Below are 16,862 nucleotides of genomic sequence, written 5' to 3' on the forward strand. Positions count from 1 at the left end.
GTGCCTGGGACGATATACGCGGGCAATAATACTGGCCTGGAATATGATAGCAATTACGGAATGTCGGACGAATGTGCTAATATGGTCATAGAGTCCAACCAGGACAGGTGTCTCGACTGGCGGCCGATGAAGAACTACAGCTCCGATGGTAGGTAAACTGGAGCGGGATAGGTCGGCTGCGGTTATGAAAATCGCGGAGGTGCGACGATGAGGATCACGGTTCTCTGTAACGATAAGGCCCTCGAAGGGTTCAGATCGGAACATGGCATTTCGTTGCTGGTGGAAGACCGCGATAAGATTTACCTCTTCGACACCGGATCGACGGACGTTGCCGTTTATAACGCTATAAAGATGGGTATCGATCTCTCGAAAATAGACGCCATAATCATAAGCCACGGCCACGACGATCATCTTGGCGGTCTTGCCAACTTGCTGAGACTCACCGGAGGTAAACCCGTTTACGCCGGGAACGGCGCTTACATCCATAAATACAGCGACTCAACCTTCGGCAGTCCGGTTTATGGCAGGGAGTTCTGTGAAAGTCTCGGTGCTTCTTTCAAATTTGTTACCGAAGACCTCGAGCTTTACGATGGAGTGTTTTTGTTGACGGCAGTCCCCTTCGAAACCGGTGAAAGACCTCAAGAAAAGTTCAACATCATGGTCAACGGCCAGAGGAAACGAGACCTCTTCGAAGACGAACTGACACTTCTTATAGTAATCAACAGCAGGGGAACGGTTATAACCGGTTGCTCGCACAGGGGTATAGGTAACATACTGAACCGGGCCGGCAGGTACTGCCGTGTGAAAAACGTTGTGGGCGGTCTCCATCTTGCTCACAAGAGCCTTGCGGAACTCGACGGGGATATCGATTACCTTAAGAGATTCAATATCGAAAGTTACCACATAGGTCACTGTACAGGCGATAAAGCCATCGAGACTATAATGAACAAAACCCCGGCTACCGTTGAGGAGCTCATGGGCGGCCAGATATTCGAGGTGTTTTAATTTTTGAATATAGATCTAGAATCAATCATGTATTCAGTCGGAGGAACGTATGCAGATACTTTTTCTTGGAACCGCGGCCTACGAAGGTTTTCCCAATCCATTTTGCGAAGGAGACAACTGCTCTGCCGTAAGAGGGGGACGGTGCGAATCTTTCAGATTGACCTCGGCGGTGTTGTTGAACAACGATCTACTCATCGATTTCGGGCCCAACATAATGGCCGGCACTCAAAAGAGCAATGTAAGTCTTTTCAATGTGGCGACTTTGCTGGTTACACACTCTCACTCGGACCATCTCTATCTTCCCAACTTCGGCTTCAGGAAGATTCCCTATAACCGTTCTTACGAGCGATTACCGGTGATGACCGTTCTCTCGAACTCCACGGTTCTGGGCAGAATCGCCGAGGCCACTTATTACGACCCGGAAAAAACGGTGCTTCTGGAGGCCTCCCCCTTCGAGAAAATGAAAGTCAACGGCTACACGGTAACTCCAATACCCGCGGTTCACAAGGCTGCCGAGGGCGAGACGCCGCTTATATATATAATCGAGAGGGATGGAACTTCGCTCTTTTACGCCACCGACACCGGTCCCCTAGACGACGAATGCATGGAGAGAATCTCGAAGACTCTCACCAAACCTGTGGACATGATCGCCCTTGATGCGACCATGGGACTGTTGGAGAGCAATATCTTCCCGTACCACCACAGTTTCTATCAGCTTATAGATACCGTCAGAGCGATGATGGAATTCAATATACTGAACGACGGGAGCAGGATTTACGCGCACCACTTCTCCCACGCTGCCAATCCTCCTCACGAAGAACTCGAGAAGCTTTACGCTTCGCACGGCATAAGCGTTACCTTCGATGGATTGAGGGTGGAGCTGTGAAGTTCCGCAGAGACTCAACCGGCCGGGAAGAGCTCACCCGGATGCGTGTCTGATGATCCCGTAACTGTAAAGCCATTCCACGGCGTCTCTCAAAGACTCCGAGACCTTCCTGGGAGTGTGACCCAATGCCTTGGCCGCCTTTTCGTGGGAGTACCTGTAGTTTCTCGTAAGCGTGTGAACCGTGTAGGGAGTGAAGCAGGCTTTGCTCTTCGATAGCATGTAATAAATAGTGGTCAAGGCCGAAAGAATGTATGCTGTGGTGCTTCTGAGAAAAGTACCTACCCTCTTTATTCCCGTAATCTGGTGGAGTATGTCGGTAAGCTCTCGAATCGAAACCACCTCGCCGCCAAGAATATAGACCTCTCCCGCTTTCGCTTTCTTCGAGGCTTCTATCTCGGACTTCACCACGTCGCGCACATCGACGAAATCGAATGATCCTTCGATCCCCACTCTCAACTTGCCCGAGGCGAAGAGTCTTATCATGTTTCCCATTTCCGACAGCTTATAGTCGAAGGGGCCTATGATCCCGGTCGGACAGAGCACGACGGCGTTCAGTCCCTCTCTTGCGGCCGTCAAAACACTGAGCACAGCTTCGGCTTTGGATTTCCCGTAAACCCCACTAGTGCGTGCAGGATTGAAGGGGACGTTTTCATCTATGAGACTCCCGGGTTCCAGCTCGGTGAAGGCATGGATCGAGCTGGTGTAGATCAACTTTTCCACCCGCTGAACCCTGCAGGCGTGGATCACGTTTTCCGTGCCGCCTATGTTGACGCCTCTTACCTGCTTCTTCATCGTGGGCATTATTGAGATGAGCGCGGCCAGATGATAGACAATATCTATTTCTTTGCAGGCAGCGATCACGAAGTCTCTGTCCCTTATATCACCCCGAAGTATCTCCACTCCGGGAAGATCGATCATAGAGACATCCTCTCCGGGAAGAGCCATGGCCCTTACTCTCTCGCCCTGGTTCACCAGCTCCTTGACGAGAACGTTGCCCACATGGCCGGTAGAACCCGTCACCAGTATCACGGCTGAGCACTCCCGCGGTTGCCGGTTGTGTCGGCGTACCATTTTTCGACGACGATGCCAGTTATTCTCTCGAAGCCCTCGGTGATGATCGCGAGATCTTCGGGACTGACGTTCTTCACGAAGATGGCGATCAGCTCCGAAAAGCTTGACAGGAAGCTTCTATAAAGAGCCGAACCTTTTTCTGTGAGATTGATCATGATTACCCTTCGGTCTTCCCCTGAACGGACTCGAGCGAGGTAACCCTTTTTTTCCATATCGTCCACAAGAAGAGTGATGTTACTCTTGGTCATAGAATATTCCTTCGCCAGCGAAGACATATTCTGTGGCCCTTTGAGTGCGACATATAAAAGGATGTAAAGCTCTATCGTCTTCATTTCTTCTGCTTCTATACTGAAAGAGAAGAACTTCGTGAAGTTCCTGATTAAATCGAAAACGGCCTCCAGTATCTTTTCTGGACTGATTTCCTTACCTCCCCCACTCATTGCTACACCTCCTCTGAAGTAATTATAACAGTTTAATAATTTAACTATCAACAAATTTTACTGTACATAAACATCACTATTCTAATAAGAATAGTAAAATTCTACTAAAGGGGGCCGTCCGTTATGATCAATCGAAAGATCTCTCTATTCATAATCGTTCTGTTCGCAGTTGCCACGGTGGTGATGGGTCTCTTTCTTCTGAAGTTGGAGATCAATGTATCCAGCGAATTTCTTCTTCCAGAGGAGTCCCCTTCCAGAGAAAATATGAGGAATATGGAAAGCCTTTTCGGAAAAGAGAAGCAGATCATCCTAGTGGTCAAGACCGACGGTCTCTTCGAGAGGGAAAACTCTCTCAAGATCTACGACTTTCTCCAGAAACTCTCCTCGATCGAAGGAGTCGTGAGTTACAACTCTTATCAAGATGCGGCCAAAGTAAGCCTGATAGGAGGCACGAACGTCCAGCCTTACTTCAAGGAAGGTCTTCCGGCGGAAAACGCCCGCGAGATACTCGACAACCCGCTCTACATGGACAACCTTCTGGATGAGGGAGGAAAAGTTGCGCTCATACCGATAAACGTGGCGGACGGAGCCGATGTAAAAGCCATCTTGAAAGTGGCCAGCGACTCGCTCGAGGGCATGGAGTTCCACGCCAGCGGCGAACCGGTAGTCGATGAGGAGTTGAACGGTTCTATTCTATCGCTCATGGTGGTATATCCCCCTATCCTCTTCGGCCTCATTTGCTTCATCTATTACCTGCGGTTGGGAAGCTTTCGCGCGGCGGTAATCCCTTCGATCCTTTCTATCATCGCCGCCCTCTGGACCTACGGGTTGGGTGTCATTATCGGTTTCGATATCAACATTCTTACATCCACGGTGGGGCTTTTCATAGTAATCATATCTTCGTCTTACGGGCTTCATTTCATAGATAGATATATCACCAACAGGAGGATCCTGGAAAGGCATCTGGCTCTCAAGCGCACCGTGCGCGAGGAACTCATCCCGGTCTTCCTCTCGGCGCTCACGACGGCGGTCGGCTTTCTGACATTTCTTGTCAGTAGCCTGGAAGCCTTCCGGCAACTGGGTATAATGGTTTCGCTCGGAATTATGTTGAGCTCGGCGCTGGTCCTGGTGGCACTTCCAGCTTTTATCTTTTTCGTAGATCTTCCTGCGGCCGCAAGAAAGCTCCACTTCAAGGGCCGAACACACGACAAAACAATAAAGGCAGACAAAATCATACTCATCGCGATCATCATCTTTTCGGTCATCTCGCCCTTCTTAGTCTCTAGAATTGAAAGGAACTTCGACCAGTTCGATTATTTCAGGAAAAGTTCTACGATCGTGAAGTCTGCCGAGACTATCAGAGAGGAGTTCGGCTGGAATATGCCTTTTTACGTCGTTTTGAACAAGAACAGCCTCTTCACCGGTAGCGATGCACAGACCATATCGAAGCTAATAGTCGAAATAGAAGAACTTCCCCAGGTCAGGGGAGTTTCCTCGATAATGGATGTCTCGAAGGCCTTCAACATACCGCTGCCACTACTTCAGCTGTCGGCGCGCAGCGGCGATCTACCCGTTCAGCAATACATGGTGGGCAACTCGATAAGACTACTGGTCAAGACTCCAAACACCGATGCCGTCAGTTCCCAGCAACTCGAAGATGAATTGAAAGAAATCCTCAAGGATTACTCTCAGTACTCTCCATATGTAGCCTCACCCCTCTTGATAATATCCGGTGTCAACAGCGAGATCCTCGCCAGCCAGGTGAGCACGATCGTATGGGCCCTGATAGTTATAACTCTGCTCCTGATAGTTGTCTTCAGGTCCTTCAAGTTGGCGTTAGTGTCGGTTCTGCCGATCGCCTTATCGGTATTCTTCAATTTCTCTTACATGGCTATACTGGGCATTAAGCTGGAGATTTCTACCGCAATTGTCGCGGGAATACTGCTTGGGATGACCATAGATTACGCGATCCATCTCGTCAACAGGTTCACAGAGACGAAAGATATATACAGGGCTAGACAGGAAGTCAGGCCGGCGATATTTTCCAACACCTTAGCGCTGGCGGGGGGCTTCGCAACACTCGTGTTCGCTCCTCTGAGGTTATTTTCTGGGCTTGGATTGCTTCTTGCCATCGGCATGGTTACCGGCGCCATTCTGACTCTCGCATTGATACCACATACAATCAGGAACTCGAAAAAGCCTATTCGTTGATCTGCCTGTCTCCTATGAAGAGCTTCACATCATTGCGAGAGAGTAAAGTCTCCAGGAACTCCTTTTCTGACCTCTCGCCGAAGGCGTACTCGAGAAAACTGTTTATGGATTTGTATAGGTATTCCTCGCCACCGCTGGTCATGAAAGTGCCGGTGAAGCCCAGGTAATGGGCCAGCGGCGACAGATGGTCCAGCATCGCAAAATCCGGGTGGTTGGCGTTAGGTAGCTTTAGGAGATACGGTTTAACCTCACCACTATTTGTCAGAAGGTGAAGATTCCCCGCCTCTTCTCTCTCCAGCCAATTGCCAGTTTCCATAATGAGAGTCGGTATATTCATCCCCACCTTGAGTTCATCGTCGGTCATTACGAAGAGCGCCGGGTCGAAGGAGATCAGCGCATCGATTCTCTTCTCAAACAGCGAGAGGAAATGAACCACGCCTCCACCGCCGGAATGACCGAAGACCGCTATTCTATCGGTATCTAAAAAGCCTAACGGGAGCCTGTCACCGTCGGCCATGTTTTCCAACTCATCGATAACGAAGGAAAAATCGTCGGCCATCAGTTCCATACCAAGCCTTACGCCCTCTTCGAAGCTATGTGCGCCGGGAAATTGTTCGGCCCTCTCTCTGGAAAAATGAACCTGTGTACCATCGGAGAACTCCACGACGGCCGCCGAGTAAGGGTGTTCGATACCTATCACCACGTATCCCCTGCTGGCGAGATACTCCGCAAAAGAGAAGTAGAGGGGTACGATGGCCGGAGTACCGGGTGAAAATATCACCACGGGAGCACCACCTTCGATCATGAGAGGTTTGGCTTCAATGTAGGAGTTAGATTTCACAGTTCTGAGGTGCTGGAAAATAATCGCCGGCAGATCGTAGTTGCTGGCCAGGCTGTTTATGAACAAAGGAGCGTTCCTGAGCCAGGGACTTCTCCTGTTGCCAGACGTGTCTGCTGCCGGGTACCAAACATCCACGACCAGCCTCCTGGACATGGTAACGTCGGCGAAGGGGTCCTGTCTGGATTTGTCTTCGAGCTCGATTATCTTCAATCCCACATCGTACCTGCCTCCGGGAGAGGGCCATGTCACGGTTGGAAAGAGATAAACCATCAGACCGACGATGGCTGCCAGAGAGAGTCCTATGAGAATACCGGTATCTATATTTCCCTTTTTTCTCTTCACAAGTATCACCTCAACTCAATTATCGCATAAAAAATATCGGAAAACAGCGCCTCGACAAAACCATAGCAGAAATTACCATTATGATCGTTGATTTGCGGCCGTATCTGATAGCGCGGTTCATATACTGTAAAATGATGAGAGAATACAGTTGTTCACGAAATCAGTTAGTCTGGAGAGACCTTTATGAGAGTGGAGAGATTGCTGGGAATCACCATAGTCCTGCTTGGCAGGAGAAGGGTTCCGGTTCGCGAATTGGCCGAGAGGTTCAGCGTCTCGTGCAGGACGATACACAGGGATCTCGATGCACTGTCGATGGCCGGTATCCCCGTGGTCACGGTTCGCGGAAGCGGTGGAGGCGTCGAAATAATGGAAGGATACAGACTCTCCAGCACCCTCTTTAACCAGGACGAACTGCTCTCGTCGATCGTCGCCCTAGAAGGACTGGGAAAGGCTCTCGACAGCGGCTCCATAACGAGCGCGCTCGAAAAGATAAAGGGGCTTCTCTCGAGAGAAGAGCAGGAAAGTATAGAGAAGGGAAGATCTCTCTTTCTGGATATCTCGCCATGGTTCTCCAGCAAGATAGAGGAACATATGCTGTCTCAGATCAGAGAAGCCATTTCGAAAAGCCTTCTTATCTCCTTCAGATACATGAACAACAAAGGCCAAGAATCGACCAGAAGAGTGGAACCCATGTCGCTCGTTTTCAAAGGCTATACATGGTATCTTTACGGGTATTGCCTGCTAAGGGACGATTACAGGTTCTTCAAGCTCTCCCGCATGGATGAACTTGAGATAACCTTGGAGAGTTTTATGCGCAGGGAGAAAGAGCTCGAAAAGAGGCGCGTGGAAAATTCCATCGACTGGCAGGAAAAACTGGAAAGGATAGTCATGAAGATCTCCTCGAAGGTCCGGGCAAGGGCCGTAGATATTTTTGGAAGGAAGGCAATCAAATTTATACCCGACGGCACCGGACTTGTGGAGGTTTTCTGGCCGCTAGACGAATGGGTATATTCTACAATCCTCTCTTTTGGAGCGGATATAATCGTTATCGAGCCCGAGTCTCTCAAAGACGAGATAAAGAAGAGACTGATATCCTCATTGAATAGGTATACATAAATTCCAAATATGACTAACTTATGTCATATTATTTCTGATATTATCCTCTCGGAGGTGATCGATGTGAAGATGTTAGCTTTCTGTGGAATCGATTGTGCGAATTGTCCAGCATACATCGCGACTTTCGAAAACAACGACCGGTTGAGGATCGAAACGGCCGCAAAGTGGTCGGAGATGTTTCGCTCTTCCTTAAAGAAGGAAGACATAAACTGTATGGGTTGCCACAGTGGCGGCCCTTTGTTCTCCTACTGCAACGAATGCGGGATAAGGAAATGCGCGCTGGAACAGAAAATCAAAGAAACTTGCGCCGAGTGCTCCGATTACTCCTGTCAATTGCTCACAGAGTTCCATAAAATGCTTCAGGACGAAAAGAAGCTTCTCGACAGGTTGCACTCGGAGATAGAAATGCGCAGCTGAACGGGGATATCGAGTCTCCCCGGTTCCGGCAAAAAATATTTAAGCCGGATATTCGAGAGAACGGGGGTGTGTCCATTTTGGAAAGAGAACGTTTCGATCGTTCGAGGAAATCAGCTAAAGAGTTCGGTGGCGTAGTGTATATATCTTTCGCCGCACCGGAAAAGAGATACTCTGCCATTACAAATATCCGATTAATTTAGTCATAAACCGAAAAAAGGCCGGAGACTCTTGAAAGCACCCTCCGGCCTTTTTTATTTCCTAGGGTTCCACTCTATGCCGGGCTTAATCGTTTCCAGTAGTCTCAATTTCCTTCTGGCTTCCTTTATACCCATCTTCTTGAGTATGAACTTGCCCAGGGCGTATTCGAAGGGAAACCACGATACATGGCCTATAGGGATTATGTACCTTCTGGGTCTTTTGAAAGCCTCCCACAACTGTTTCCTCGTCTGGTAGGGAAGGGTTTTGTCGAAGAGCGCTTCGATCATGGTCACCCTGTTCCGGTCGCTGAACCCGGCGTAGGCTAAAGGGTCTATCTTGAGGAGCGGGTGGAGATCGGATTCAATCAACTGCCTGACGCTGGAGAATTCACGCAACCTGTTAACATCTCTTTTGAAGCGTTCTTCGAGACGCTTCTCATCGTTTAGAAAGCCTTCCGATCCCAGCCCTCTGGCGAATGAACCTCTCAGGGATTTGAGAACGGGAGAGCCCCATATTATCCGGGCCATGTTGCCGCCGACCGTCATCAGAATCATGCTCTTGATCCTGTCGTCCAGAGCGTTCACTATGGTTGCCACCATCCCTCCCAGACAGTAACCGAAGAGACAGTTGTTGTCCCACCAGATCTTCTCCTGCTGAAGAAAATCGATCGTCGAGAGTGTATCCACGACCGCCTGTTCCCAGAACTTCACGAGTCTGGACAGATCATGGGAGAAGTAATCTTTGCCGCTCGTGGAGCCTGAGGCGGTTCTGGTGTAGTTCCCCGGGAGGATCATTACTGTGGCCTGAAGCCCGGCGCTAGCCAGATGGCTTCCCATCCAGAAGAGAAAGGGTATATTCACAGTTCCCAGGCCGTGTAGAATAATTATGGAGCCGACCGGGTTCTCTCTGGGCGAGAAGTGATAAAGCTCGACATTCTCGCTGCCCTTTGCACTGTTGACGTATCTGGAGGGATATCTGATCAGCGAACAACGGTAATGTTTTCCCTTGAATATATATCCGCTGGAAAAATCTATTCTCTCTTTAATGTAAGAAAAATCCGGAATCATATTTCAACCCTCTCTACGCGTCCACATAGCTCCCGGCAGAAGCCGTCGTCGTCGCTGATTATCACGGCGATCTTGCCGGCTTCGACGATTCTCTGAAGCAGACAGTTCAGGACTTTCAACAGCGATGGATCCAGTCCGATCGAAGGCTGTAAGAAGATGAAGAGATCGAAGGCTTTGAAGCCCATCTCTGCGAGTTCCCTGTCCTGGGTCGTTATGAGGGGGAGAAAGTTCTCGGCCAGTCCCATGGTTGCCAGATACTCTCTGACGGAGACAGGTGGCTCCCTGTTGACCAACGCCCATTTCTTGAAGGACCGGCGGAATTTGAAACTCTCCCTTTTTTGCAACATCTGACAGATCACGAAGCCGTTGTTTTTGTAGTTGGTTCGAAAGTACACCCTGTGCGAAGAAGTTTTACGGGCGAAACGCTCGAAGAAGTTCTTGGCTTCTTCGAATATCGGGACGGCGTTCTCTCTGAACGGGTTCTGACGGGTTATCGCCCTGGTGATCTCTCTCATCCCCTGTCTGCTTTTACAGAGCAGGCAGACGGTTTCTCCCTTCGTCAATCTCAAGATTTTGCCGGTGCCAGCCAGATCCTCCACAACGATGAAGGGCTCGCCGGATCTGTTTTCGATAGGCGCCGGAGGTAGCGGACGAAAATCCGCAAGGAGTTCGTCGGCATTTTCAGCCGTAACATCTATGAGTCTGCCGCGTTCGATTATCGAAAGAGAATCACCCAACGACATGATCTCGGGGTCAACTGTGGTGAGAAGCACGGAAATTCCTTCGGCCGTAAATTCTCCCAGGAGTTTCAGGGCTCTCTTATGGAGAGGTCTGGACAGACCCGTCAGGGCGTCGTCTATTATCAGCAGAGAGGGTTTCGATGCGATGGCTGTGGCTATTTCGAGGAAAAATTGAGAGTCGCGATCTATTTCCATCGCCTTTTTCGAAGGATCAATTTCAAGACCGACCCTCTCGAGTATGGCTCCTGCCAGCTGGTTCATCTTCTTTCTACTTGTCAGGAACTGGCCGATGCCCAAAAAGATATTTTCGGCGAGCGTGAGGTCCGGAACCAGCATATATTCCTGGTGAACCATGGCCATTCCCAGTTTCCTCGCATCTTTGAAGCTTTCGATCTCCACCTGATGGCCCTCGATGTACAGGCTACCGCTATCGCGCCCGAGCTGGCCGGTAAGGATCTTCACAAACGTCGATTTGCCTGAACCGTTCAGACCCCCTATCACGTGAAGCTCGCCGTGTTTTATGTTGAAATCTATTTTATCCAGAACCTTGTGGCCATCGAACGACTTTTCGATCGCTCTGGTTTCAAGTATCAAATCCACCACTCCTGTGACTGTTGCCAGGGATATTACTATACTACCACTCGCGGCGGTTTCGAAAAAGTTCTACGGTGAATTTATTCTCCATCAGGGTTGAACCAGAGGGATCAGGAGATACTGTCCGCTTTCGGGACTGCCGACGAGCAGGTTCTTCTCCTGTATCGAAAGGTTGAGCGCCTGGGCCTTCATTCTCGAAAGTACCGAATGCAGTCTGTGAGGGTCGATCTGAACGACGAAGCTGCCTCCGGAAAAGCTCGAGGCTATCGACTCATAGCGCAGGTTGGCGGCTTTTAGGTAGAAGCTGAGAGTCGAGTTTTTCGAGATCATCAGCACCGAGAAGCCCTTTCTGGAAAGTCTTGTGATCTTTCCCAGCGCTATCAGTAGTTCTCTCCTCTCCACCCTGTGTCCACAGTTGTTTCTTATCAGCGAAATCGGTGGAGAGAAAGTAGTTTCATCGGTGCAGACGGAGAACAGTAGCGGTCCGACCTTGAAGCCGAGTTCGGATATTCCGACCCCGGTGTCTATCTCTTCGACCTTCAACTCCTCAAAGGCCTTTACCAGATGGCGAACGGTAACGTACGGGATCGAAAAGGCGAAACCGTACCTGGGCAGGGATTCTATAGAGGCTACCAGAACCAGCTTGCCGGCGGCGGCGGCCATGTAGGTCTTTTCTTCTTTCGAAAAGATCTCGATCGAATCTCCCTCCATTGAAGCTGCCGAAACGAAATCGAGTCCGTCTCTGAACTCTTTCAGCGAATAGCGGAAGGAGAATTCGAACTTTCTCTCCATGAGCGGCAGTTCTTCCGTCCGCGTTCTGTCGAGAGTAAGCGTCTCGGAACCCGTTGATATTTTGATCTGGCTTCCGTCCGTTGAGAAAGTAATAGTAGTATCCCTTTTGCCCGTCTTCAGAGCCCTGGCGTAATCGATCGGAACTGTGTACACACCAGTGAAGGGATCGACCTCGATCGGGGAAGAGAACTCGAGCTTGGCACAGCCGTCGCTCGCGAAAAACTTCAGGCCCCGCCTGTGATAGATCTGGAAGTGACGATAAGTGGGCTCCACCGTTCCGGTGACCCTGTTCAAAAGGTCGATGAGTCTGGAGTACTCTTCGGAGTTGATCCTGAATTCCATCGGCCACCTCAGAAAAGCGTTATCTGTTCTTTCTCGGGAAGCCCCTTGAGGGCTCCGTACTTTCTGAGCATCTCGATGCTGGTTTTGTTGAGCGATGTCCTTCTCATTAGGTCCTCGACGGAGGAGAAAGGTCTCTTTTCCCTCTCCATATCGATCGACATCGCGGCTTTGTCTCCCATGTTCTGGAGGCGATTGAAGGGTATCCTCAGCATCTTCCCCTCGATCTCGAACCGGGTGGGATGTGATTTCATGAGATCCACGTTCAAGAAGCCGAAGCCCCTGAGAAGCATCTCCATGACCACTTCCAACAGGGTTTCTTTGGCCCTGTCCTTGACGTTCCTGTCCTGTTCGGCTCTCAATCTGAGTATCTCTTTTTTGATCGAGTTCAGATCGGAGGTGCAGAGGTCGATATCGAATTCGTCGCCCTTTATTGAAAAATAAGTGCTGTAAAAGGCGAGTGGATGATGGACCTTGAAGTAGGCCACCCTGTAGCCCATGCTCACGTAAGCGGCCGCGTGTGCCTTCGGAAAGAGGTATTTGATCTTCTTGCACGAGTTAAGGAACCACTCGGGAACCTTCAGTGCCCTCATCGCTTTCTCGTCCTCTTCTTTGAGGCCTTTTCCCTTCCTGACTTTCTCCATGATCTTGAAGGCCTGGGCCGGTTCCATTCCCCTGGATATCAGATAGTTCATTATATCGTCGCGGCAGGCGATTACCTTCGAAAGGGTTGCCTGGCCGGAAGTGATGATGTCTTTGGCGTTGTTGAGCCAGACGTCAGTCCCGTGGGAGAGTCCGGATATTCTCACCAGCTCTCCGAAGGTGGCCGGCCTGGTGTCGGTGAGCATTCCCCGGACGAAACCCGTTCCAAATTCCGGGATACCCAGAGTCCCCATGTCCGTGCCCAGCTCCTGCGATCTGATACCGAGAGCCTTGACGGAGGAGAATATGGACAACGTGTCGCGATCGTCCATCGGGATGTCCTCGGGGTCTATTCCGGTTATATCCTTTAGCATTTTGATGAAGGTGGGATCGTCATGGCCCAGAGCGTCTATCTTGACGAGATCATCGTGGATGACTTCATAGGCGAAGTGGGTCGTCAACGTGGCGCTTTTCGTGTCGTTCGCCGGATGTTGAACCGGCGTGAAATCGTGTACGTCCAGATCCTTGGGGACGATCATCAGTCCTCCGGGATGCTGTCCGGTGGTGCGTTTCACTCCGCTTATTCCCCTTGCGATTCTCTCCTGTTCGGCCTTTCTGAAGGTTTTTCCGCTCTTTTCGCTGTAGGCCCTGACGAAACCGTAAGCCGTTTTCTCCGCGAGCGTGGAGATCGTGCCGGCTCTGAAAACGTGGTCCCTTCCAAACAGCTCTTCTATGAAGGCATGAGCCCTTTCCTGGTATTCGCCGGAGAAGTTGAGATCTATATCGGGCACCTTGTCTCCCTCGAATCCCAGAAAAGTCTCGAAGGGGATACTCTGGCCATTCTTCTTCATCTTTCGCGAACAGGTGGGACAGAATTTGTCCGGTAGATCGTAACCGGATTCGATATCGGTTTCAGGAAAGATCGAATTACCGCATTCGGGACAGAGGTAGTGAGGCGGCAGCGGGTTGACCTCGGTTATCCCTATAACGTTGGCCACCAGCGAGCTACCGACTGAACCTCTCGAACCCACCATATAACCGTCTTCGTTAGATTTCTGCACCATCTTCTGGGCGATCAGGTAGAGAACGGCGTAACCGTGGCCGATTATCGCGTTCAACTCCTTCTCCAGACGTTTTTCTACTATCTCCGGAAGCGGATTACCGTAGATCCTTCTGGCGTTCTCCATGGTGAGTCTTCTTACTTCGTCTTCCGCGCCCTCTATGATCGGTGGGTGTAGCTTTCCCCGAACGGGAACTATCTCCTCGATAAGCGAGGAGATATATCTGGTGTTATCAATCACTACCTCACGCGCGATGGCCTCGTCCTCGAAGATCTCCATGGCTTTGGCCAGCATCTCTTCGGTCGTGTGGAGGTGAAGGTCCGGCTGGTTCTGAAAATTTTCGTAATCCTGCGCCGCGTTTATCGCCGCCCTGAAAATCTTCTCGTGGGGTTCCAAGAAGTGGACGTCGCCGGTCATTACGACGGGTATGTTGAGTTTCTTTCCGACTTTGTAGAACTCTCTGTACATATTCTTCAAAGTCTCTGCGGATATGTTTGCCTCTCCCTCGGTCGAATCGACAGTATCCAGAGGCATCACCTCGATATAATCGTAGAACTTGGCAATCTCCTCCAGTTCATCGGTGTTCGCCCCGGAGATGTAGGAACGCGCGAACTCGCCGGAAATACAGGCCGTGCCTATCAGCAAACCTTCACGCAGTTCGTTGAGAACGCTCTTGGGAATTCTCGGTTTCATGTAATAGTGCTCTGTGTGTGAGACGGTCACGAGCCTGTAAAGATTTCCCAGTCCCTTCTTGTTTCTGGCCAGAATACTTATGTGGATGGGCTTGAGGGAGTTCAGGTTCAAGTTCTTCCTGAGTCTGTCGAGCTCGGCGACTTTCTCGACGCCCCTCTTTTTTGCCATGGAGATGAACTTTCTGAGGACCTCCGAGGTGACTCTGGCATCTTCGCTGGCCCTGTGATGCTCGAAATGGCCGAGCTTCAGCTTTTTGACTATGGAGTCCAGCGAGTAGCTCTTCGATTTTATGAGGCTTTTAGCGAGTGCTAGCGTGTCTATGCAGGGCATTTCCCAGTCCCCTCCGAAATGCTTCTTGACCGTGTTGCGCACGAAACCGTAATCGAAGAGGGCGTTGTGGGCCACCAGTATGGCGCCTTCGCAGAACTTTATGAATTCCGGGAGAACGGTCTTTATCTCTTGCGCGCTCTCCAGATCCTCGTTTGTTATTCCGGTTATGCTGGTGATCAGTGAAGAGACCTCTTTAGACGGTTTGACGAAGGAAGAGAAGGTGTCGATTATCTCGTTGCCCTCCACTCTCACGGCGCCGATCTCTATTATTTCGTCCTCTTTGGGGTTCAGGCCGGTCGTCTCGAGGTCGAAGACCACGAAAGAAGCTTCCTCCAGCGAGAGGGTCTCGTCTTGAAGGTTGTACAGGATCGGCTCGGAATCGTTTATCATGTAGCCTTCCATGCCGAAGATGGCCTTTATTCCGGCCTTCTTGGCCTCGAAGTAAAACTCTGGAATCGACTGCACGATTCCGTGGTCCGTTATGGCGACGGCGTCATGGTTCCACTCTTTCAGGGTCTTTATAAGGTTTTTGGTCTCTACCACGGAATCCAGTGCGCTCATTTTGGTGTGAAGGTGAAGCTCGACCCTTTTAACGGGAGCGTTGTCCTTTCTTCGCGCAAGGCTGGTTCTGACGATATCCCGGGGCACCAGGACATCCTCCTTCAGCCACGTGTCGGTTTCCATCTTTCCCCTGACGGTTATTTCGTCACCGTCTTCGAGCTTGGTGGAGAGGTTTTTCGCATCTTCGCGCGTGATCTTCACGCTGAGAGAATCTGTGTGATCTGTGAGATTGAACATGAGGACAGGAAAGCGGTTGTTACGGAACTCGAGCCCGAAAACTTTTCCACTGACTACCAGGTCGCTCTCGTTGCCTATAACTTCGCTCATAGGTCTGGATACGGCCTTTATTTCCCTGCCAAGCAGGATTCTCTCGACGGTCGCAGGTTGGGGTTCCGGCTGTTTTTCGATTTCCCTCTCAAGGGTAACGGTTTCTGCAAGAGCCTCCGCTTCGGCTTCTGGCATCTCCTCAAGAGTTATCTCGAAAGGTATCTTGGTTCCGGCGACCTTTTCTATCGCCATCCGAATGTCGGCCTTCTTTGAGTTTATTCTCTGAAGCGAGAAGTGGTCGCCCACCGTTATGGTGATCTTGTTTCCATCGTATTCGATTCTCGAAGAGGAAAGGTACGAGCTGGCTCCGTTGGTCCACTTTAAGATCTCTCTCGGGTCGAATTCCGCGGCTCTGGAAGACGGCCCGGCCGGTTCCTCCGTGGTGTTTTCCCTGAAGGTCAGCTGTATCCTTGACTTTAGCTGGGCGGAGGCGATTCTCTGGAATTTCGTGCGGAGAAAGTCCTTCAGATCGTCGGGGGTCTTCCCGCAGAAGATAAAAGTGATCTCCTTTTTCCCCGGGTTCAGTATTATGTCCGAGAGCGTGCTGTCTTCGCACTGACAGTCCGGGTAGAAGCCCAGAACGTTCTCGATAATCCGGGATGCTGGCAGGTTGATCTCTCTTATCTTCAACTTCATACGTTTCTAACACCTCCGGGAAATCTTCTCGATGAAATATGACACCAGGCAACGGCCAGTGCGTCGGCCGCGTCGTCGGGTTTGGGCGTCTCACTCATGCCGAGAAAGGCCTTCAGAGTTCTCTGGATCTGTCCCTTTTCAGCCTTCCCATAGCCGGTTACGGCCATTTTTACCTGGTGTGGAGTGTATTCGTATATCGGGACGCAAAGCCTTCTGAGGACCAGAAGTATCACCCCTCTGGCCTCCCCGACCTCGATGGCGGTGGTAACGTTTCTGAAGAAGAAGAGCTCCTCGACCGCCGATTCGTGTGGCGAATACTTCCTCGTAATCGCTTCGAGCTCATCGTATATCTTCAGAAGCCTGTCGGGAATCGGTTCGCCGGATTCTGTCTTTATCGCACCGTAAGCCACAAGATCTACTCTGGACGCGCGGGCCTCGATTATTCCATAACCCAGAGTTCCAAAACCCGGATCGATTCCGAGCACTCTGACAGGATCGGACAACTTCTGCACCTCCAGTTCTATCATTCTAACGCCGGAAATTTGTTTAGGCC

At 50.6% G+C, this 16,862-nt stretch carries 13 protein-coding genes; 5 read left to right on the forward strand and 8 right to left on the reverse strand.

What is annotated here, in order from left to right:
• The first annotated feature begins 207 nt into the window (after window positions 1-207).
• A complete protein-coding gene (locus MESINF_RS04805; RefSeq protein WP_169698782.1) occupies window positions 208-1,005 on the forward strand; it encodes an MBL fold metallo-hydrolase in 798 nt (265 codons plus the stop codon).
• Between the two features lie 49 nt (window positions 1,006-1,054).
• Window positions 1,055-1,891 carry an MBL fold metallo-hydrolase gene (locus MESINF_RS04810; protein WP_169698783.1) on the forward strand — a complete coding sequence of 279 codons (837 nt, stop codon included), beginning with the start codon at window positions 1,055-1,057 and terminating at the stop codon, window positions 1,889-1,891.
• A gap of 33 nt (window positions 1,892-1,924) precedes the next feature.
• On the opposite strand, the gene MESINF_RS04815 is transcribed toward MESINF_RS04810, so the two are convergent.
• On the reverse strand, window positions 1,925-2,920 hold the full coding sequence (locus tag MESINF_RS04815; protein WP_169698784.1) for an NAD-dependent epimerase/dehydratase family protein: 996 nt from the start codon (window positions 2,918-2,920) through the stop codon (window positions 1,925-1,927).
• Window positions 2,917-3,402: a MarR family winged helix-turn-helix transcriptional regulator gene (locus MESINF_RS04820; RefSeq protein WP_169698785.1), complete on the reverse strand. Its 486-nt coding sequence runs from the start codon at window positions 3,400-3,402 to the stop codon at window positions 2,917-2,919. Before MESINF_RS04820 ends, MESINF_RS04815 begins: the two co-directional genes overlap by 4 nt.
• A gap of 123 nt (window positions 3,403-3,525) precedes the next feature.
• Here MESINF_RS04820 and MESINF_RS04825 point away from each other — a divergent pair, with 123 nt between their 5' ends.
• The gene (locus MESINF_RS04825) at window positions 3,526-5,613 is read left to right on the forward strand and encodes an efflux RND transporter permease subunit (RefSeq protein ID WP_169698786.1); all 2,088 of its coding nucleotides are present in this window, start codon (window positions 3,526-3,528) and stop codon (window positions 5,611-5,613) included.
• Here MESINF_RS04825 and MESINF_RS04830 read toward each other — a convergent pair.
• A complete protein-coding gene (locus MESINF_RS04830; protein ID WP_169698787.1) occupies window positions 5,603-6,796 on the reverse strand; it encodes an alpha/beta hydrolase family protein in 1,194 nt (397 codons plus the stop codon). The two genes, MESINF_RS04825 and MESINF_RS04830, sit on opposite strands and share 11 nt — an antisense overlap.
• Before the next feature lie 183 nt (window positions 6,797-6,979).
• Here MESINF_RS04830 and MESINF_RS04835 point away from each other — a divergent pair, with 183 nt between their 5' ends.
• Window positions 6,980-7,912, forward strand: a complete 933-nt coding sequence (locus tag MESINF_RS04835) for a helix-turn-helix transcriptional regulator (RefSeq protein WP_169698788.1) — start codon at window positions 6,980-6,982, stop codon at window positions 7,910-7,912.
• Between the two features lie 69 nt (window positions 7,913-7,981).
• Window positions 7,982-8,329 (forward strand): DUF3795 domain-containing protein, encoded by a 348-nt coding sequence (locus tag MESINF_RS04840; protein ID WP_231936904.1) that lies wholly within the window; start codon window positions 7,982-7,984, stop codon window positions 8,327-8,329.
• Window positions 8,330-8,580: 251 nt separating this feature from the next.
• On the opposite strand, the gene MESINF_RS04845 is transcribed toward MESINF_RS04840, so the two are convergent.
• The 5 genes from MESINF_RS04845 to ruvC form a co-directional block, all read right to left on the reverse strand.
• Complete coding sequence (locus MESINF_RS04845) at window positions 8,581-9,594, reverse strand: dienelactone hydrolase family protein (protein WP_169698790.1); 1,014 nt, start codon at window positions 9,592-9,594, stop codon at window positions 8,581-8,583.
• Window positions 9,591-10,928, reverse strand: coding sequence for an ATP-binding cassette domain-containing protein (locus tag MESINF_RS04850; protein WP_169698791.1), 1,338 nt, complete (start codon window positions 10,926-10,928; stop codon window positions 9,591-9,593). The genes MESINF_RS04845 and MESINF_RS04850 overlap by 4 nt, the downstream gene beginning before the upstream one ends.
• Window positions 10,929-11,018: 90 nt before the next feature.
• Window positions 11,019-12,062: a beta clamp domain-containing protein gene (locus MESINF_RS04855; protein WP_169698792.1), complete on the reverse strand. Its 1,044-nt coding sequence runs from the start codon at window positions 12,060-12,062 to the stop codon at window positions 11,019-11,021.
• A gap of 8 nt (window positions 12,063-12,070) precedes the next feature.
• Window positions 12,071-16,309, reverse strand: coding sequence for a PolC-type DNA polymerase III (locus MESINF_RS04860; RefSeq protein WP_169698793.1), 4,239 nt, complete (start codon window positions 16,307-16,309; stop codon window positions 12,071-12,073).
• Window positions 16,306-16,836, reverse strand: a complete 531-nt coding sequence (ruvC, locus tag MESINF_RS04865; RefSeq protein WP_169698794.1) for a crossover junction endodeoxyribonuclease RuvC — start codon at window positions 16,834-16,836, stop codon at window positions 16,306-16,308. The genes MESINF_RS04860 and ruvC overlap by 4 nt, the downstream gene beginning before the upstream one ends.
• Window positions 16,837-16,862 lie beyond the last annotated feature (26 nt).

Origin of the sequence: Mesotoga infera, from assembly GCF_900157305.1 — a bacterium.
Lineage (GTDB): Bacteria > Thermotogota > Thermotogae > Petrotogales > Kosmotogaceae > Mesotoga > Mesotoga infera.